At 32.5% G+C, this 20,605-nt stretch carries 21 protein-coding genes; 6 read left to right on the forward strand and 15 right to left on the reverse strand.

What is annotated here, in order from left to right; all coding sequences use genetic code 11:
- Window positions 1-3 precede the first annotated feature (3 nt).
- From E0F91_RS15785 to E0F91_RS15815, 7 genes are all read right to left on the reverse strand, one after another.
- On the reverse strand, window positions 4-1,284 hold the full coding sequence (locus E0F91_RS15785; RefSeq protein WP_132067391.1) for an efflux RND transporter permease subunit: 1,281 nt from the start codon (window positions 1,282-1,284) through the stop codon (window positions 4-6).
- 5 nt (window positions 1,285-1,289) lie between these two features.
- Window positions 1,290-1,760: a heme-binding domain-containing protein gene (locus E0F91_RS15790; RefSeq protein WP_086452985.1), complete on the reverse strand. Its 471-nt coding sequence runs from the start codon at window positions 1,758-1,760 to the stop codon at window positions 1,290-1,292.
- 1 nt (window position 1,761) lies between these two features.
- Window positions 1,762-2,496, reverse strand: coding sequence for a DUF3347 domain-containing protein (locus E0F91_RS15795; RefSeq protein ID WP_132067392.1), 735 nt, complete (start codon window positions 2,494-2,496; stop codon window positions 1,762-1,764).
- A 190-nt stretch (window positions 2,497-2,686) separates the two neighbouring features.
- Window positions 2,687-3,313 (reverse strand): heavy metal-binding domain-containing protein, encoded by a 627-nt coding sequence (locus E0F91_RS15800; RefSeq protein WP_086452986.1) that lies wholly within the window; start codon window positions 3,311-3,313, stop codon window positions 2,687-2,689.
- A gap of 103 nt (window positions 3,314-3,416) precedes the next feature.
- Window positions 3,417-4,469: a YncE family protein gene (locus E0F91_RS15805; RefSeq protein WP_132067393.1), complete on the reverse strand. Its 1,053-nt coding sequence runs from the start codon at window positions 4,467-4,469 to the stop codon at window positions 3,417-3,419.
- A gap of 20 nt (window positions 4,470-4,489) precedes the next feature.
- Window positions 4,490-5,335: a DUF3347 domain-containing protein gene (locus E0F91_RS15810; protein ID WP_086452988.1), complete on the reverse strand. Its 846-nt coding sequence runs from the start codon at window positions 5,333-5,335 to the stop codon at window positions 4,490-4,492.
- Between the two features lie 153 nt (window positions 5,336-5,488).
- Entirely contained in the window at window positions 5,489-5,857 is a 369-nt protein-coding gene (locus tag E0F91_RS15815) for a hypothetical protein (RefSeq protein WP_086452989.1), read from the reverse strand.
- 715 nt (window positions 5,858-6,572) lie between these two features.
- Between E0F91_RS15815 and E0F91_RS15820 the strand changes: the two genes are divergently transcribed.
- The 6 genes from E0F91_RS15820 to E0F91_RS15845 all read left to right on the forward strand — a co-directional run bounded on the left by E0F91_RS15820 (window position 6,573) and on the right by E0F91_RS15845 (window position 11,428).
- On the forward strand, window positions 6,573-6,929 hold the full coding sequence (locus E0F91_RS15820) for a hypothetical protein (protein WP_086452990.1): 357 nt from the start codon (window positions 6,573-6,575) through the stop codon (window positions 6,927-6,929).
- 155 nt (window positions 6,930-7,084) lie between these two features.
- Window positions 7,085-7,447, forward strand: coding sequence for a heavy-metal-associated domain-containing protein (locus E0F91_RS15825; RefSeq protein ID WP_086452991.1), 363 nt, complete (start codon window positions 7,085-7,087; stop codon window positions 7,445-7,447).
- Between the two features lie 28 nt (window positions 7,448-7,475).
- Window positions 7,476-7,964, forward strand: a complete 489-nt coding sequence (locus E0F91_RS15830) for a TlpA family protein disulfide reductase (protein WP_113634453.1) — start codon at window positions 7,476-7,478, stop codon at window positions 7,962-7,964.
- 1 nt (window position 7,965) lies between these two features.
- Window positions 7,966-8,493, forward strand: coding sequence for a heavy-metal-associated domain-containing protein (locus E0F91_RS15835; protein ID WP_225876014.1), 528 nt, complete (start codon window positions 7,966-7,968; stop codon window positions 8,491-8,493).
- A 2-nt stretch (window positions 8,494-8,495) separates the two neighbouring features.
- Entirely contained in the window at window positions 8,496-9,302 is an 807-nt protein-coding gene (locus tag E0F91_RS15840) for a hypothetical protein (protein ID WP_132067394.1), read from the forward strand.
- A 155-nt stretch (window positions 9,303-9,457) separates the two neighbouring features.
- A complete protein-coding gene (locus tag E0F91_RS15845) occupies window positions 9,458-11,428 on the forward strand; it encodes a protein-disulfide reductase DsbD family protein (protein WP_132067395.1) in 1,971 nt (656 codons plus the stop codon).
- A 237-nt stretch (window positions 11,429-11,665) separates the two neighbouring features.
- Here the strand turns inward: E0F91_RS15845 and E0F91_RS15850 are convergent, their stop codons facing one another.
- The 8 genes from E0F91_RS15850 to E0F91_RS17805 all read right to left on the reverse strand — a co-directional run.
- Complete coding sequence (locus E0F91_RS15850; protein ID WP_131910600.1) at window positions 11,666-13,762, reverse strand: heavy metal translocating P-type ATPase; 2,097 nt, start codon at window positions 13,760-13,762, stop codon at window positions 11,666-11,668.
- 36 nt (window positions 13,763-13,798) lie between these two features.
- Window positions 13,799-14,266: an MgtC/SapB family protein gene (locus E0F91_RS15855; RefSeq protein WP_086452997.1), complete on the reverse strand. Its 468-nt coding sequence runs from the start codon at window positions 14,264-14,266 to the stop codon at window positions 13,799-13,801.
- A gap of 10 nt (window positions 14,267-14,276) precedes the next feature.
- Complete coding sequence (locus tag E0F91_RS15860) at window positions 14,277-15,146, reverse strand: bestrophin family protein (protein ID WP_131910601.1); 870 nt, start codon at window positions 15,144-15,146, stop codon at window positions 14,277-14,279.
- A 61-nt stretch (window positions 15,147-15,207) separates the two neighbouring features.
- Entirely contained in the window at window positions 15,208-17,169 is a 1,962-nt protein-coding gene (locus E0F91_RS15865; RefSeq protein ID WP_131910602.1) for an LTA synthase family protein, read from the reverse strand.
- A 279-nt stretch (window positions 17,170-17,448) separates the two neighbouring features.
- On the reverse strand, window positions 17,449-17,973 hold the full coding sequence (locus tag E0F91_RS15870; protein WP_207919055.1) for a phosphatase PAP2 family protein: 525 nt from the start codon (window positions 17,971-17,973) through the stop codon (window positions 17,449-17,451).
- A complete protein-coding gene (locus E0F91_RS15875; RefSeq protein WP_132067397.1) occupies window positions 17,921-19,291 on the reverse strand; it encodes a MauE/DoxX family redox-associated membrane protein in 1,371 nt (456 codons plus the stop codon). Before E0F91_RS15875 ends, E0F91_RS15870 begins: the two co-directional genes overlap by 53 nt.
- Window positions 19,292-19,378: 87 nt before the next feature.
- Window positions 19,379-20,299 carry an AraC family transcriptional regulator gene (locus E0F91_RS15880; protein ID WP_132067398.1) on the reverse strand — a complete coding sequence of 307 codons (921 nt, stop codon included), beginning with the start codon at window positions 20,297-20,299 and terminating at the stop codon, window positions 19,379-19,381.
- Between the two features lie 37 nt (window positions 20,300-20,336).
- Window positions 20,337-20,605: DUF7793 family protein (locus tag E0F91_RS17805; protein WP_165930150.1), on the reverse strand; the 269-nt coding region annotated here is incomplete at its 5' end.

Raw genomic sequence — 20,605 nt, forward strand, 5'->3', positions numbered from 1 at the left:
CAATTACTGATTATTGTCCATTTCTTCTTGTTTCTCCGAAACTGTCCTGTAGGCATTCTCAACCATTACAATACCATCATCAACAACAACACCAATTGCCAGAGCAATACCCGTTAATGACATAATATTAGATGAAATGCCAAATGCTTCAAGTAAAATAAAGCCAATAGACACAGAAATAGGTAATTGAATGAGTATAATTAAAGCACTTCGCCAATGAAAAAGGAAAAGAAGAACCACAAGAGAAACAGTAATCATAATTTCGATTAAAGTTCCTTTAACTGATGCGATTGCTTTTTCTATTAAATCACTTCGGTCATAAGAGGTTTTAAAAGTAACCCCTTCAGGCAATCCTTTTTCAACTTCTTTCATTTTTTCCTTGACTGCCGTTATTACCTTATCAGCATTTTCGCCATAACGCATTACCACAATTCCGCCAACAACTTCACCAGTGCCATTTTCATCAAAAATACCTAGTCTCAAATCGCCACCCATTTGTATTGAACCAATGTCTTTAACTTTTACAGGAACGGAATTATAGTTTTTAATAGCAATGTCTTCTACATCTTTTATGTTTTTGATATATCCTAATCCTCTTATAATGTATGACATATCACTCATTTCGAATTTTCGCCCACCAACATCGTTATTATTAGCCTTGACTGCATTCATCACTTCCATCATACTCACATTGTAGTACTGCATTTTCAAGGGATCTAACACTAATTGGTACTGTTTTTCAAAACCCCCAAATGATGCTACTTCAGCCACGCCGGGAACAGTTTGTAATGCAAATTTCACGTACCAATCTTGTAAAGCTCTTTGTTCTCCCAAGTCCATACCGTTAGCCTCTAAATGATACCAAAAAACGTGACCCACACCTGTGCCATCGGGTCCAAGTGTTGGAACTACATTTTGAGGCAACAAGCGTTGGGCATAATTTAGTCTTTCCAATACACGGGTTCTTGCCCAATAAATATCGACATCATCTTCAAAAATGATGTAAACAAAGCTCATCCCAAACATAGATGCGCCTCGAATGTTTTTAACCTTAGGAATACCTTGCAGGTTGGAAACCAAGGGATATGTTACTTGGGCTTCGATAACCTGTGGACTTCTTCCCATCCACTCCGTAAACACAATAACTTGATTTTCGGATAAATCAGGAATGGCGTCAATGGGGTTTTGTTGGACGCTGTAAACTCCCCAAGCAAATAAGCAAGCTGAAACCAGCAAGACAACGGCTCGATTTCGTAGTGAGAATGTTATTAATTTTTCTACCATAATGTTTAGTTTTCTAATGAAAGACTATCTTTTGTTTTATTTATCCAATTGATTACTTCCTCTTTTTGAGCAGGTGTTACTATTGCATTTTTATGAAGTAACGTGTAGGACGCTAAGGGCATTTCATCAGATTTTATTTGTTTGATGATAGCTTCTAATTTGTTTTCTTGTTTTCGCTTGGAGTACTTTCCAAATTCATTAAAGTTCAAATCCTTCTTACCATCTTTAATGTGTTCTTCCATAAAAAACCGTGCTGGCTGAATGTAAGAATATAATGGATAATTAGTATTGTTACTGTGACAATCGTAGCAAGATGTCCGTAAAATAGTTTCAACATTTTTAGGAACATCGTACATTTTTGTAAAATTTGCAGTTAATTCCTGCTCATAACTTTCATTACGAGCAGGTTGATATAACTGCATCAACAAAAAAATAACAAACCCGATTATGAGTATTTTCTTGATGATTTTTTTCATTTTATAATTGTTTTTTCATAGAACCACAAGTAAGCATTTTCGAACCGTAGTATGGATTTTTTATTTCTTTGCTTTCACTTATCCAAATAGCCCCTTTTCCTTCATTATACATAGGACAAAAATCTTGATATAGTTTTTGTTTTGCTCCAAATATTTTTATCAAATCATTCACATCTTTACTCAACATCGCAAAATGTTCTCTTTGGTGGTCAATTTTCCCACCATTATCACCAATGTGTTCTGCCTGTTCTTTAGCATCATCAGAAATATCAATATATTCTGTTTTCAATTTTGGATCTATTGCATTGGTATTGAATTTATTGAAAGTTGCATATAATGCTTTACCCGCATTGGCTGCTCCTTTTGTATCGTCTTTTGTGAGTGCGTTTTTGAGTTTTAAATAGCCAGAGATTATTTCGCTTGTTGAAAATGTTGTTTGGGTAACCGATGTAGCTTCAGTATTAACTTCAACTGTTGTTGTATCATTATGACTATGACTACCATCAGTATGATCATGAGCTGCTTCATTTTGTACAACTGGTTCGGTTAATTCCATTCCACATTTTGAACATTTTTCACCTTTTTTTCCTGTAACCTCTGGGTGCATAGGACACGCGTATAATTGCGAGGTACTCTCTGTTGTTTCCGAATTAGTTGTTGCAGCTTCTTTATTTTTTTGATTACAAGAAACTAGTACAAATGCCATCGCTATGGCTGAAAGGATTAGATTTTTCATTTTATTATTTTTTTTAATTGATATTGTTGGTATTTGCAACATTTTTTGATGAATATTTTTTTGAAAACCCATTTTTATATAGAAATTAATTTTTTCGTTTTATAGGGTCATTAAAATCATTGCATCCTTATTATTGGTATCATGTGCATTGAATTAAACTAAAAGGAAATTTAAAATTTATGCGACTGGATTATTTTTTCTTACCCTCCGTTTTAGTCATTTCCATTCCACATTTAGGACATTCCCCCGGTTTGTCAGAAGTTGAGCCATCCATTGGACAAACATATTTTGTTACAATTTTAGTTTTAGGTTGACTGCCTTTTGTAGCGTGAGTATCTATCTTTTCGGTAATTTTTACCATTCCAGTTCCACATTTAGAACATTTCCCTTCGGTATCAGAAGTTGAGCCGTCCATTGGACAAACATATTTTGTTACAATTTTAGTTTTAGGTTGACTGCCTTTTGTAGCGTGAGTATCTATCTTTTCGGTAATTTTTACCATCCTAGTTCCACATTTAGAACATTTCCCTTCGGTATCAGAAGTTGAGCCGTCCATTGGACAAACATATTTTGTTACAATTTTAGTTTTAGGTTGACTGCCTTTTGTAGCGTGAGTATCTATTTTTTCAGTGGTTTTTACCATTGTCATTCCACATTTGCTACATTTTCCTTCTATTAAACTCACTTCTTCTGGATGCATTGGGCAAGTATAAGTTGTTTTTTGAGCTTCCTTTTGCGAAGATTTTGTAGCTTCTTGAGCTGATGCTACTGTGCTAACTGCTAAGAATACGCTTAGTACGATAATTAGATTTTTCATTTTTTACAGTTTTAATTAATTGTTTATAATATTAACACTGATCAATTGCAAGCCATTTTAATCGTTTATCAAATTTACATTTGATATTTTAGAAATTAATAGTTTACATTTTTATTACAACCCCATTTGGTTTTTTACCAACATTGATTGTTTTAGTAACGGTATGATTGGTAACATTTACAACAGAAACTGTATTTGCTGTTTGGTTGGTTACATAGGCAGTGTTTCCGTCCATAGTGAAAGAAATTGCGTGAGCACCAGCACCCGTATTAAAAGCGCCACCGTGGATCCACATCATCATACCAGCATCCCAAGTCCAATAATGTACTTTTCCATTCATTGGATCTGAAACCCATAATTCGCTTTTTGTTCCGTTGTGTGAGGCAATTCCGGGCATAAATCCTAAAATAATAGTTTGGTCAACGGCATTTGTAGCTACATTTATAACAGAAATAGATTGTCCGTCTTCGTTATCAACATACATTTTACCATCTGTACCAGTCCAAGCTCCAACAGGATTGTTACCAACTGTAACCGTTGCAACTACTGATTTTGATGCTACATTGATTACTGAAACGTTATCATCATCGCCATTAGCAACATAGGCTTTTGTCCCGTCCGAAGAGAAAGTTAATTCTGCAGGCATCATACCTATAGTAATTGTACTTTTCAACGCATAAGTTGTAGCGTCATACACCAATACTTTTCCGTTCATATCCATTTGAGGCACCCAAATTTCTGTACCATTTGGAGAATAAATAGTATTGTGGTTCATTACAGGTAAACCCATTTTTTTAACAATTGAACCAGTTGTTGCATCAATAACAACAAGTTTACCCGACATAGTTCCTGTCACTGCGTGTCCTGCGCTTAAATCCATTCCCGGAACTCCAATTGCAAGATGATTTGAATGTGAAGAAATATGGTGTGGCCACATTATCATATCTGTATCGGTTCCCATCAATGGAATAGTTCCTGTAACTTCATTAGTTGATAATTTGATTACTGAAATTGTTGCATCTTCACCATTGACAACATACGCTGCTGGATAATTAACGTTTAATGCTGCATTTGTCATATCCATATTATCATCTTTATTACAAGATGATAAAAGTATTGCTCCAATTATTGATGCGGTAAAAGATATATTCTTCATTTTTTAAAGTTTTAATTTTATTATTTTATTGTTTCTACTGTTTTACCACAACTCAACATTTGTGATCCGTAGTAAGGATTTTTAATTGTATTTTCTTTACTTAACCAATTGGCATCTTGCATCGGGCAATATTGATAATAAACCGGTTCAGTAAATTTTGAAACTTTTATCAACTCATACGTATTTTTAGATAATGATTTGAAAAGTTCTCTTTGCTTTTTGATATCCTGTGTTTCAGAAATATTTTTTGCATCAGCAGTTAAATCTTTATAAACTTTCATCCAAGTCATATGTACATCCATTTTCAATGTTTCCATTTTTACGACAGTGATTGCGGTTAATAAATCTTTTGACTTTGCAGAAGCCATTTTACTATCTGTTTTTACCAAGGCATCTTTCAATGAAAAATAATTATCGAAAACTGGTTTTAGTTGGTCTGTTCCTTGGTTTTCAGTCATTGTAGAATGGTCGTTCATTTCCATTTTAGTTTCTTCGGATTTTGTTTCCGTTTTTACTGCAACTTTTGCTTCACGATCGTATTGACAACATCCCGGAAGTTTTGAATATGCAGCATCTGGAGCAAGGAATTTTTCGCTATCATAACCCGCAAGTGCAATACGTTTTAAGATTTCATCTTGATTGGTTTTTTTAGCATCATAAGTAAGCGTAGCCATTTTGGTGTCTTTATTCCAATCAACATTCGCAATTTTCTTGAGACTTCCTGCTTTTTCTATGGTGGTTTCGCACATTCCACAATTCCCGAATATTTTTACGGTTTCAGTTTTAGCGTTTTTGATTTGCGCATTAGACACTGTGAATGATAGCAATAGAGTTATTGCCATCACTATTTTTTTTAGTGATTTCATTGTAAAATAATTTTAAATTGAATTAGTTAAACAAGAACAAAATGACAGCACAACAAAGCCAGCCTTTTGAAAATGAAATTAACTGAGAAAGTAAATGATTTAAAGCAATAATTGCTTTTGATTTGACACAATTATGGCTATCAAATTTAAAATTTAGCCTATTTTTGGTATAAGCCATAAAGAATTGAAACCAGAAGAAATGGAGGTTTCGTAATTGTAAAAATTTTGTTTTTCTGAAAAGAAATTAAAAATATTTTTATTAAAGTTCAATTCATTAATAGAAACAGATGTGTTGCAAGAAGAAGCACAACCACATTTAGAATGGCTGCATTTTCCTCCACAACCTTTATGATTTTTATTCTTCGAATGATTATCACCTTCGCAACAATCTTTTTTATCTGTTTTAGAAGAGATTTCTTTTTTGCAAGATTGTTTTTCTGAATTGTTTCCACACGCAAAAGTTACCATTGGCATCAAGAAGAAGCCAAGTACAACGATTAATAAAATGTGAAACTTTTTCATTTGTATAGAAAAACTAATATTGGACAAAGTTAGAGAAATAATCTTAATTTTCAATAAAGACTTGTTAAAAAAATTTCATCACTACTATTTTGTTTTGATTTATATTCTCATTAAAAGTATTATTAGGGAAGCAAATAGATGAAGACTAAACTACTTAAATCTTTGTTATGAGTGTTAATCTCATCTATGTAAAAATTTAAATCATATAAATGGATTAATTCCTCATTATTATCTGGTATTTGAGCCAGTTGATATAAATTTTAGTTTTTCAGGAAAACTATTATATCGAAATTTTGAGTTTTCTCATCATAATCTAAAGTTAGAAATTTGAATTCACTAGCTTTTAATGTAATTTCATGGAAGATATATGACTATTCAAATCCATCGATAATTTTATCAATTCTTTCCGTTTGTGGAATAAAAGCGATGAATTTCCAGTTCTTCAGTTGGGATACGTTATCAATTAACTGGTTTCATAATCAACAATTATATTTCTTTTAATTTGTAAAAATTACTAATCTACATGTTACAAGTGTTCAGTAAATTAAAAACGATCTTTTAGTCCTAAAAACAAAAATACTGATTATCAATTAATTAAACTGTTTTTATTTCAGCGGGGTGTCACTAAACATAATTGAAGAATCAATTATAATAGAACATTTACAAAAAAATTAACATTCGAGTCAGCTAATAAAATTGTAGATTTGTGCCCAGTATGACAAAAAAGTTCTACATATTGCTACTCGTTATGCTTGGTTTTCTTTTGGGACCAACGCTTACTTATGCGCATGGGACAAAAAAAGAAATGCCATGTTGTAAAAAAGAATTTACAGTAAAAGACTGTTGCAAGAAAAAAGATTCTAATAAGAAAGAACACAATTGCGATAATAGCTGTGTAGGTAATTCTTGTGGTTGCCCAACTGCTTACTGCGGTTATTCCTCGATACTTTCTTTCCAAACAGAAAATAATTCTCTTTTTAGTTTTTCAGAAAGGAAACAAAATTACTATTATTCAGAAATCTTTATTTCTTCAGATTTCCGTTCTATCTGGCTTCCACCTAAAATAAGCTAGATTCATTTCCTGACAGTTACAAATCTGTCTAATCCAAAGCCTGTTTTATGGCTTAAAAAATCATTAAATATTAATCCAATCAACGCTATTCATAGCTCTAAATACTATGGTTTCTGTCATGCTCTAGGATTAATTCATTCAAAATTATAAAAACAATGAACTCAATAAAAAAATTATTGATGGCAATGACTCTATTGCTATCAGTCACTTTCGCCAGCGCGCAAATAAAAAACAAAACAACTGAAACCGTAAAAATCAATGGTAATTGTGGCATGTGCAAAAAAACTATTGAAACGGCTGCAAACATTGATAAAGTTGCCAAAGTAAATTGGGACACGAACACCAAAACCGCTACAGTTACCTACGATACTAAGAAAACCAATCTTGATGCCATACTAAAACGTGTTGCAGATGCTGGATATGACAATGAAAAATTTAGTGCCCCAAATGCTGTTTACGATGAATTGCATGGATGTTGCCAATATGATAGAGAAGCAAGTCCTAAAAAAGCGGAGTAATCATAATCAATCATTTAAATTAAATTTCATGTTCAAAATAAAAAATATAATCACATTACTCTCCCTGATAGCAACTGTTTCTATAGCAAGTGCACAAATAAAAATAGGAGATTCTTTTCCAGATGTTCAGCTTCAAAACAATAAGAACGCTACAGTTAAACTAAATACTTTTAAAGGAAAAACAGTTTTGGTAGATTTTTGGGCATCATGGTGCGCACCTTGCCGAATGGCTAACAAAAAATTGGTAAAAATGTATGACCAATACAAAGGTCAGAATTTTGAAATTGTTGGAATTTCAATTGATATCGATAAATCAAAATGGTTAAAAGCCATTGAAAAAGACAAAATGAAACACCAGCAATTAATCGACCCGAAAGGTTTTGATGCCAAAACGGCTGTGGCTTTTGGAGTTGAAGCACTGCCTGAAACCTATCTTTTTGATGCATCAGGAAAACTGATTGCCATAAACCCAACCGAAGCACAAATAATTGCTCAAATCAAAAAAAACAAAAAATAAAATGAAAACATTACATATAAAATTCGTAGCCGCTACACTTTTAGTATTATTAACTGGTGTAAAATCATATTCTCAAATCACTAAAGCCGAAATAATGGCAACAGGATTAACTTGCTCTATGTGTTCTAATGCTATAAACAAACAGTTAAAATCCTTAACTCAAGTTGATAGTATTGGTACCGATTTAAACACCAATACCTTTACTGTTTACTTTAAGAAAAACAATACATTACAACCTAAAGTGTTGAAAAATGCGGTTGAGAAAGCTGGTTTTTTTGTAGGTTCTATGGTCTTGACCGCAAAGTTTGATACTCCAAAAATTGAAGATAATGCAACAGTAAAAATCGATGATGTTACGTATACTTTTATAGATACTAAAAACGCAGTAGCTGATACAGAAGCAAAATTCAGAGTTTTGGATAAAGGTTTTGTAACCCAAAAAGAGTATAAAAAACTAATTAAATCATATTCAAAATATCCTGGTTATGCCACGGAAAATGAAAATGATTATTATTTAAAAGCCTTATAAAAATGAAATATATATCAATTGTTTTCTTATTACTTGTTTCATTCAAAATAGATGCACAGGAATTATTTGTAGTAACCGAACCCGCTAGTAATGTTCCGGCGGGTTCTATTGGGGTTCGGGTTGGTCAATCTCTTATGAAAAATCAACTGGAAAGTGGGTCTATGTATAATTTAACGCCCGAAGTTACTTGGGGAATAAATAAAAATATCATGGTTCGTACCTCAGCTTTTCTTAGTAACCAAGAAAATGGATTGGGACTTAAAGGTGGTGGTTTTTATGCTAAATATCGTTTCTTTTCTGTAGATGATTTACAAAGTCATTTTAGGATGGCTGCCTTTGGACGATACAGTTATAATAACTCTTTTATTAATCAGGAAGCTATAGACTTAATGGGAGGAAACTCTGGTTACGAAGCTGGTCTGGTAGCTACTCAGTTAATCCATAAAGTTGCCATAAGTTCTTCTGTAAGTTACGCGCGGGCACTTAATAACAGTGATTATAGCTTTCCGGATTTTTTGGGTAACAGCGCAGTAAATTATACGTTCTCAGTAGGGAAATTAATGTATCCAAAAAATTATACAAGTTTTAAACAAACCAACATTAATGCAATGTTGGAATTTACCGGACAAACGATAACCGAAAACGGAAAATCATATCTGGATGTAGTTCCTTCGATTCAGTTTATCATTAACAGTCAGGCGAGAATTGACCTTGCATACAAAAAAGAATTGTATAGCTCGATGCAACGTGCCACATCTGATGGTGTTTTCTTAAAACTGGAATATACTTTTTTTAATGTGACCAAATAAATTACTTCGCCAAGATTTTAATTTAAATCTAAAGTTCATAAAATAAGTGTTTCGATGGCAAAAGACCATCGAAACACTTCCTATGGCTTATCGGGAAATGACACGTGTAAAATCAAATTATCACCAGAACAAATCGTTCTGATTAAACTTATAAAATGAAGAAAATCTTTTATTTATTGCTCTTGGGCTTTGTTTTTGTCAAAGCCCAGGCACAGATTATAAATCCTGTGAAATGGGAACCTATAATCGAGAAGAAATCCACCTCAGAATATGTGCTTACTTTTAAAGGAAACATCGAAACAGGTTGGCATGTATATTCTCAATTTACACCCGAAGATGGTCCGCTTCCTGCCGAATTCCTTTTTCATGATAGTAAAAACAATTATGAACTTATTGGAAAAGCAACCGAAAGTGAAACCAAACGTGAGTTTAATGAAATCTTTGGTGTCGATGAAATCTTCTTCTCAGACAAGGTTGTTTTTACTCAACTAATTAAACAAACTAATCCCGAAAAAGAAACAATACAAGTAGAGCTTTCTTACCAAGTATGCAAGGAGAACTGTATTAGCGAAACAAAATACTTTGAGTTTAATCTTAAAACGCTTGAAGCAAAAGAAATCCAAGCTGCGGATATTGTAAATGAGAAAACTACTAAAACTGATGCGAATTCCACAATAGAAAAACAACCAGAATCTAATGAATCTGATTCTAGTTTATATATGATTTTCTTTATCGCTTTCTTATCTGGTTTTGCAGCCTTGCTTACTCCTTGCGTATTTCCTATGATTCCCATGACGGTAAGTTTCTTTACAAAACAAAGTAAAACCAAAGCCAAAGGGATCAAAAATGCGATTATTTATGGTATTTCGATTATCTTGATTTATGTATTTTTGGGAACAGTAATTACCTTAATTTTTGGTGCCGATGCACTAAATGCATTATCTACCAATGTATGGTTTAATGTTATTTTCTTTGTGTTATTGGTTGTATTTGCATTATCGTTTTTAGGCGCTTTCGAAATTATGTTACCTAATTCCTGGGCAAATAAAGTGGACCGTCAAGCAGATAAAGGTGGAATCTTAGGAATCGTTTTCATGGCGCTGGCTCTTGCAATAGTTTCCTTTTCTTGTACCGGACCAATTATCGGAACATTATTAGTCGAAGCAGCTTCCAAAGGTGGTATAGCACCAATTGTGGGGATGTTAGGTTTTTCTTTTGCTTTAGCATTACCCTTTATGTTATTTGCCATGTTCCCAGGTTGGTTAAATACATTACCAAAATCTGGCGGATGGTTAAATACAGTAAAAGTATTTTTAGGTTTTATAGAATTAGCTTTAGCATTTAAATTCTTGTCTAATGCCGATTTAGTATTGCAATTGCACTGGTTTGAAAGAGAAATATTTTTATCCATTTGGATTGCTATATTTGGAACTTTGGCATTCTACTTATTCGGAAAAATAACCTTGCCACATGATTCTCCTTCGTCTTCAATTTCAGTAGGAAGATTATCTGTTGGACTAGTGGTATTGGTATTTGCAATATATCTTATTCCGGGTTTATGGGGTGCTCCATTAAAATTAATAAGTGGCTTTCCTCCACCTATGACCTATAGTGAATCTCCATACGGTGTAGGCGGCTCAAACAGAGAATCTACATCAGCAATAGTATTACCAGACGGAGCACATAAAGGACCACATGATATTATGGCTTTTACCGATTATGAAAAAGGATTGGCTTATGCCAAAAGTGTAAACAAACCTATTCTCTTGGATTTTACAGGATTTGCTTGTGTAAATTGCCGAAAAATGGAAGATTATGTTTGGTCGGATCCTCGCATTTTATCTATTTTAAATAATGAAGTAGTTCTTATTTCACTATATGTTGATGACAAAAGAGAATTGCCTATCGAGGAACAATATGTCTCTAAAGAAACTGGCAAAAAGATAAAATCAATAGGAAACAAATGGAGTGATTTCCAAATCACTCGTTATAAGGCAAACGCTCAGCCGTATTATATCATATTGGATACAAAAGAGAAAAGTTTAAACCAACCAGTTGGATATATGCCAGACATTACTGAATATGAACAATGGCTGAAATATGGCATTAAACAGTTTCAAAAATAGAAAAAAGCTGTCTAAAAATGATTTGGACAGCTTTTTTTATAACGCAATATTTTTAGGGTTAAAAATAATAACTTTTAAAATACTTTGATTTTATTGGGTAATGGTTCTAGTCTCTAATGAGAAAAAATCTTGTAGTGTAGATGGTTCTTGTTGTGCAGGAGGAAAAGCACCTCCAAAAAAATCATAAATATTTTAAAGAGCGTCCCTATTAATGGACGCTTCTTATTAATATCAGATTTAAAACTTCATTCGCTGTATTCTAACTGCATTCAAAATTGCTAATAACGCTACACCCACATCGGCAAAGACAGCTTCCCACATGGTTGCTAAACCACCCGCACCTAGAACCAAAACAACTGCTTTTACAGCGAATGCTAATCCAATGTTCTGATACACTATTTGTTTTGTTTTTTTACCAATATTTATAGCTGTAAAAATTTTTGTAGGCTGGTCATTTTGAATAACAATATCTGCAGTTTCAATAGTGGCATCGCTTCCTAAACCACCCATTGCAATTCCTGCATCGGCAAGGGCAACTACTGGCGCATCGTTAACCCCATCGCCCACAAAGGCAATTTTAAGGTTTTGCTTTTTCAATTCTTCTACTTTTTCTACTTTGTTTTCAGGTAACAAATCGCCATAGGCTTGATCGATATTTAATTCTTTTGCAACAGCATCTGCAACGGCTTGTTTATCTCCCGAAAGCATTACGGTTTTGATGTTTATTTTATGCAAACTTTCGATAGCTGTTTTTGCATCTTCTTTTATTTCGTCAGCAATTAGAAAGTATCCTGCATATTTTTGATTGATGGCAATAACTATTATTGTAAATGGTGTGTTGTCGATTTCAGCATCGTAACTGATATTGAATTTCTTCATTAATTTTACATTTCCTGCCAATATTTCTTTTCCTTCTACATTACCTTTCAATCCGTGTCCTGCAATTTCTTCGACATCGGTAACTGTTACCTCTTTTTCTGAACCTTTGGCATATTCAATAATAGCAGTTCCTACCGGATGTGTGGATTTGGTTTCTAATGCTGCTGTGAATTTTATTAAATCAGCTTCCGGAATATCAACGGCTACCACTTTTTGAACTTTAAAAACGCCTTTGGTCAGCGTTCCAGTTTTGTCCATAACTACTGTTTGAATAGATGCCATTATATCTAGAAAATTCGAGCCTTTTACTAAAATTCCATTTTTACTTGCTGCACCAATACCTCCAAAATATCCCAAAGGAATAGAAATTACCAGCGCACAAGGACAGGAAATAACCAAGAAAACTAAAGCTCGGTATAACCAATCGTTGAAGATATAATTTTCTATGAATATCATTGGAACTAAACAAATACAGATTGCCAAAAACACAACTATTGGGGTGTATATTTTAGCAAATTTTCGAATAAATAGTTCGGTAGGTGCTTTTTTAGCCGTGGCATCTTGCACCATCTCAAGGATTTTTGACAACTTACTATCAGTGTAAGCCGTTGTCACTTCGACTTGAACAACTGTATTCAGGTTAATCATTCCTGCAAGAACGGTTTCTCCTTTTTGTTTTGTATCTGGTTTGCTTTCTCCTGTTAATGCTGCTGTGTTTAAGGAAGCATTATCTGAAAGTAATTTTCCGTCGAGTGCTAATTTTTCTCCTGGGCGTAATTGGATTATTTCTCCAATGACAATTTCAGCTGCTTTTTTATCAATAGTATTGCCCTCTTTGATAACTGTAGCGGTATCTGGTCTTTGATCCAACAATAATTTGATGTTGTTTTTTGCTCTTTGAACTGCCAGTGTTTGAAATACTTCGCCAACGGCATAAAATAGCATTACGGCAACACCTTCGGGATATTCACCAATAGCGAATGCTCCGATTGTAGCAATACTCATTAATAGGAATTCTGAAAAGATTTCGCCTTTACGTATGCTTTCAAAAGCTTCTTTTATTACCGGAAAACCAACAGGAGCATAAGCTACTACATACCAAGAAATACGGACCCAGCCAGTGAACCAAGTTTGTGGAAAATAATTATCAAAACCAATAGCAATGAGTAATAGCACAAAACTTATAACTGCTGGCAAGAACATTTGAAACGTCGTTTGATTACCGCCTGAATGGTCGTGTCCGTCATCATCCGAATGCTCATCGTGATTGTGCTGGTCCTTTACTATTTTTTTAGCCTTTGTATCATCGTGTTCGTTGCTACAACAGCTTTCTTTTTTAGTTTTCTTTTTTACCTGCTTATCTGCCATTTTATTTATTTTTTCTTCTTGTGAACAGCAAGTCATTTTACCTTGAGCATCATAAGTGTGCTTGTGTTTTGGATCTGTATTTTTCATTTTTTAATCATTTTAAATTAATTAAGAATATTTTATTTAATCATTTTCGTTTTCCTTACCGTGTTTTATTATCATATTTTGCTTCCATTTTATATACCATTTTTGATGGTGTAATGAAAGTAGAAAATACAATGCGCAAGCACCTATTATAGCTATAATAAACATATCTAATCCTACCGCAACACCAACTGCTGATGTACACCATACGGTTGCTGCTGTTGTTAATCCGTGTGATGTTCCTGCAGTAGAATTGCGATAAATAATTCCAGCACCTAGAAAACCAACGCCTGTTACAATATTTGCAATTACTCTTGAAGTATCCGCTGGGTTATTTACCAAATGGGCTGTAATAGCTGTAAACAAAGTTGCGCCAATACATACGGCTGCATACGTTCTTATTCCTGCATCTTGACAGTGTTTTTCTCTATCTAAACCAATAAATCCTCCTAATAAAAAGGAGACAATCAGTTTGGAAACAATAATTAATTCTGCATTTATATCCATAATTTATATATTACATTATATAAAACGATTTTGGCTTTTCTACAATTGGTAAATCTGTATCGCCTATCAATTCTTTAATATTTATTTCTATTGTTATTGCAAGACTTGTCATTGGAATGTCGGTTGTTACATTTTCGAACGGATCTTGTAATATAATTGCCGTTCGTTCTATGGCTATAAATATTATAGGTATCAAAGCTGTTAAAAATATTTCTACTAAAACATATTTATCATCTAACCCAAATGGTAAAAGCGTGGCAAAAACATAAATAAAAAAATGTACCAATAAGCTGTATGATTTTGGAAAAACGGTGTTTTTAATACGTTCGCATTTTCCCATAGAGTCGCACAAGCGACTTAAAGTACTGTCAATCTGTATTTGCTTGAAATCGCTAATTTCTAGTTTAGATAGTGCTTCACTATGTTGATTAATTATTGCATTTGGGATGTTGTTTTTTGATAATTTATGTTCTTTAACATAGTCGTATACTTTTTTTGAATACGATAATTTTCGCAACGATTCTCCTAAAACATAACACCAAATTATTTGACGGTACGCAAAATCCTGCACAATTTTAGTGTCTTTTTCTGGTAAAAATTGCTTTACTTGACGTATTAAAGTTCTTGAATCGTTTACTATTGCACCCCAAATTATTCTTGCTTCCCACCATCTTTCATAAGCTTGGGCTGTTCTAAAAGCCAGTAATAATGATAATGCAGTTCCGATTATGGCACTCATAGCAATTGGTATTTCTATTTTTGACAGAAAACCGTACTGGTCAGCAATTCCTACTACTATAGCATAGATTAGAATGGCAGTTATGTCAAATTTTATTTGTTTCAAAAATGTGAATATTGATATTCTTTTATTTAATAGCATAAATTAATTTTTTAATTATTTAGACAAAATCCATCTAGAACAAAAACATAATCATTTATAATTAATTACTTTGTTTCATCTTACCATTTTTGAATCGTTCACTCGCAGTTTGGTAATAAGAAACAGTTAATTTTTCTAAATCAATTAAATTTTTATTTTCTATTTTTTTCATTATTTTCTTTTCTGCATCCCATATATAATTATTTACTTTTTTTCGGTCATTTATTTCTGTAAAATATTTATTCTTTAATAATCCTAATGTTCTATAATTTCCAATTAAAGCTCTTTCTTCATTAGGTTTCATTATATTAATATCTTTGCCATAAAGTTCTGTTTGATAATTCCAATTCAAATATCCAAATACTGTTGGCATTAGGTCAATTTGCGATACAAGTTTATTGATTTTTTGTTTTTGATTATTCAAATTGTAAATCATTGCTGGAATATGATGATTTTCAATATTTATTTCCCATTTACCAGCACTATTGGCACAATGGTCAGCAACAATTACAAAAATTGTATTTGAAAACCAAGGTTTTGTTTTCACTTTTTTGATATATTGTCCTAAAGCAAAATCAGTATATTTTACTGCACTTTCTCTACTTCCTTGTACCATATTTATTCTTCCATTAGGAAATGAATAGGGTTTATGGTTAGATGTTGTCATTATAAATTGAAAAAAAGGTTTGTTTTTTTTTGAATTTATATTGGCATATTTTATAGATTGAGTATAACTATCTTCATCACAAATTCCCCAAGCATTTTCAAATGTTACTTCGTTGTCTTCTATTGCAAATCGTTTTGTTTTAATATTATCAGATAGCGGATTTCCTCTGTTTCTATCTATTATATTAAACCCTTGACCGCCAAAAAAAGTGTTCATATTATCAAAATAGCCATCGCCTCCATATATAAAACTTAAATCATAATTTTTCTTTTTTAATATCGTAGCTATTGAAAATATACTTTCATTATTTGGTCTTCTTACAATACTGTTTCCTGGTGTTGGTGGAACGCAGAGAGTGAGTGCTTCCATACCTCGAACAGTTCTTGTACCTGTAGCATACATATTAGTAAAGAATATGCTGTTTTTTGCTAATGCTTCATAATTAGGTGTTAGATTTTGTTGGTTTCCAAATTGTTTTAAAAAATCGGCACTAAAACTTTCAATAGCAATTAAAACTATGTTAGGGGCTTGTTCTTTTGAGCCACTTACGTTTCTTGTAATCGCATCTTTTTCTTGATTTGTAAATTCTTGATTGTTTTGAAGCAATTCCTTTTTTACTATTTTATATGCTTCTTTGTTAGGCAATGTTTTATAAAATGTTGTATAATCTAACTCGTTTGAATGCAATGCTGAAAAAAAAGAGAAAACACCATTTTTGCTTAATTCATTTTCATAATTATTGATGCTCCATTCTGCAAGTTTATTTTTTGCAAAAAAAGCGAAAAGTAATGTTACTAGTAATAAAGGTAAAACATTAAAAAGCCTTTCTTTAAATTTTGGTTTTTCTGTGAATGTTTCCCTAAAAACATTTTTCTTCTTATAAATGACATATATAATGAAGATTAAAGTAAATAGAACCAAAATTATTAATGGGATTGGATAGGATTGATTTATATTTTCAAAAACTTCGTAAGTATATATTAAATAATCAACAGCAATAAAGTTAAACCTTGTATTGAATTCCTCCCAAAATGGAAATTCCGCAACAAAAGAAAAAATACTAATGAATAGTAAAATACCCATTAAAAAATAAGTAATTACCTTATCAAGTATGCCACCGACAAGTTTTGAAGGTAAAGCAAGTAGATATGAATAATAAATTGTAGAAAAAAACAAAGCTACTGATAGGTCAAAGAAAAATCCTAAACTGAAAATTTTGATAATTGAAATAAGAGAAAAATCAATATCATCAAATGATAAAGCATAAAGGGAAATTCTTATCCCGAAAGAAATCAGAACATAAGTTGATATAAATGAATATAGTAATGAAAATCGTTTGTTAAATATATTTTTCATTTTTTTAAATTGTATTTTTAGTTATGAGAATCCAGAGACCATTTCTCCTTCATCTTTTATTAAAAGAAATGTACTTCCTAAAAGCATTGCCTAATCGGTTCTACTGCCTTGAAATAGTTTTCAAAATCATCAATGATACTGGCAGTTTGGGATAGGTTTAAGTTTTTTAAAGACTTCATTGCAGATGTTGGGTATTTCTTTCGTTTTAGAATGTTTGTAACCTTTTTATTTTTACTATATATAAAACATAAGTATTTGATTTTAAATAAAAAGAACTATTTATTCCCAAAGTTGTGGGATTTTTTTCCTCTGTTTTTTATTAACCCATTTATTCAATTTATAGGAAAGATAAGCTGATCCGCTTCCTATGATTGCGCCAGCTAACACGTCACTTGGATAATGAACACCCAATACCATACGAGAATAGCTTACTGCACTTGCCCACGCAAACGAAGGAGCAATAATGTACCATTTTGGATACGCCATACTCAAGGAAGTGGCAGTTGCAAAAGCTAAAGAAGCGTGCCCTGATGGGAAAGAAGGTCCGGTTGCTGTTGTAACTTGCTCAATATCTGGATAAGTTACAAATGGTCGTTCTCTATTTACTGTTTTTTTTAAAGCAAATGTTATAAATCCTGAAGCCAAAAAGGCTTCTCCAATAAAAATAGCTTTCTTTTTGACTGTACTATCTTTCATTATCAATCCGACAGAGTACATAATAATTGGAGTTCCAATACTTACAGGAGCTAGACTATTTGTAATTCCTTTTGATGCTGGATAAATAGATTTTATTCGTAATATCATAAACATCAATTATAGAAGCATGGTCCCAGTTTTTTTTACTTTCGTAACGACCACGAAGCCCTGATTGATTAAACAAAAGTTCATTAAAGGCAGCACTTCTTAAATTAACAGTATAAGGCGGAGCTGCAAGTTTACTATCCCCTGATTTTTTGACTCTGACTACTTTTAATTTAGCTCTGGTAGTGGTATCTATAGTCGTAACGTGATGGACAAGTTGCAAAGCTGTATCGGCTACAATAAATTGATTCCGATAGAAATACGTATAAACGATTTTCTTTAAACCCTCACTGTAAGTCAGGGTTCCGTCCGTGTCAAAAATACCGTCTATTTGTTTTTGTAATAAGTGCTTTTGCTTTCTAATTTTTAAAGAATCATCTAAAGCTATTGTACCCAATATATTTTCGTAAGTACCTAATTGTTGCCCTCTAAATACACAAAGAGTAGAATCAATTGGCTGTAATGTAGTAAAGTAAGGTTTTTTGGTAACCCAAATGGTAGCTTTCCAATCAGAAACTAAACCCCGATAAATGATAGGAATAGAACCATCATAAAGAAAAAAATGAGCACCCAAAATTTTTGTTTTAACGGCTCTAAAAGGTAAAGTATCCGGAGTAAGTTGAATAGAATATTGTTTTTTATGTTGCAATGTGCTGTCAAACTCAATGATAGTTAAAGGAGAAATGGTATTTCCTAAATAGATATTTCCTTTAGAGTGGCCGGCAAAGTAAAATCCATAATTATTTAAGTTTTTTGTTAAAGTCCTTGATGCAACGTTAGGAGTAAATCGACGAATAAATGGATTTTGCTTCTTCATAGTATCCTCTGATGATAGAAATAAAAAAACAACGAAAAGCACACTTGATACTACTATTAATAACAGTGAGATAATCCCTTTTTTATCATATTGATGAAGCAACAGACTACAACTACCTATGAAAATGAAAAAAAGGTTGAAAATCAAGTGTTCATTCCATCCTAACTTTTCTAAAATTCCACCACAAGAGCATGGAATAAACGAACTAAAATTCAAAATCAAAATAATATATGTAGTAAAAACAGTCATTAAGCCCACTGATAAATAAAGGGCCTTTATTCGACTTACTCGCAGAGATAAAGCAACTACTAGTCCCAATTCCGCAAAAATTACAAGAAACGAGATAGAAGCAGCATAAGCACTTAAAAGTGGAGACTGGCCTAATTGTGTTTGAAAGTTTTCAAAATCAATTAGTTTACTGATTGCAGCATACGTAAACAAAATGATATACAGGAAGCAGACCATCTCTAAAAATACATTTTGTAATTTAATATTCAGTTTCATAGTACTTTTTATTTAAAGCAAAATTCTGAATTATAAAATGACTATAGTTGTCTTTTTGGGAGTAAGAGATGACTAAAACGGATAACTTTAATCCTCAACTGACGAAATAAAACCAACTTCATTTCGCTTTAATTCGTTGGGAGAAAAACCAAATTGTTTTTTAAATGATTTTGAAAAATTTGGATAATTATTAAAACCATTCATGACAGAAATATTTTTTAACGGTATTCCAGTATGTTCAATCATAAAGAAAGCTCTTTTGAGACGCTCTTGATTATAAAACTGATAAATACTAGTCTTAAAAAAATGGCGAAAACCATCTTTTAATTTATGTTCATTAGTACCAAATTTAGAAGAAAGCACCTTTAAGGAGGGAAGGGGTTCTTCAAGGTGTGCTAAAATATAATCATAAAGTTTTTGAATCAATAACGCATCTGCCTTTCGAGTTTTATTATGTTTCTCGTTTTCATTCCCATACAGTAAAGGACTATAAGTATCTTGACGTGCAGGAGTAACCAGATTTATTATAATTTCCGAACCATTAACCAACCTTACAATGTTACTGGCAACCGAAATAGGTAAATGTTCTTTAGGTGTAAAATCTAATGTAATAGTTGTAGGCAAAGTACTATTTGCATCAACTACTTCTTGAAGTTGTTCAAAAGAAGCTGTAGTAATAATGTCCGCCAAAGATAGGTTGATCAACTCAGATTCGGAATGACCCAAAAAGGAAGTAACTTCAGGAGTAAAGCTCTTGATTAAAAAAGACGAATCTAAAACAAATGTGCTTATAGCTGTAACTTGAAGGGTCTTATGTGTATTAATGTAACCAATTTGAAAAACCGACTCCTGCATTTCTTCCGCTACCATATTAATTAAAACAACTAGCGTTTCCAATTGTTCATCATTTGAACTTAAAGGAATGCGCGTGTTGAAATTGCCACGTGCCATCTCAAATAACATTTGATGAATTGTAACAATACGCTCTTCGTTGTATGTTTTATTCATAAGATTCAACTTTTAATTTTTTATCTTATAGTAAACGCTAAACAAACCCTTTTAGATAAATTAAAGCGTCATCTTCTTTCGTGAAAATTTGAGTAGGTACAGAGGGCTTACTAATCTCTACATAAAAAGTACTAATAATCAAGGAAAGTTTTTCATTTACAATAAGTGCTACTGCTTGCGTCAAAATAGAGCCCGACTGTGCTAAATGATCTCTTCCAGCTTTCTCAGTAGCAACAACACCCCTAATATCACATAAAATAGGATAAGTACATTCGTTTTGAAAATGAATTCTATCGGTTACAACGC

The sequence above is a fragment of the Flavobacterium sandaracinum genome (assembly GCF_004349135.1).
GTDB lineage: Bacteria > Bacteroidota > Bacteroidia > Flavobacteriales > Flavobacteriaceae > Flavobacterium > Flavobacterium sandaracinum.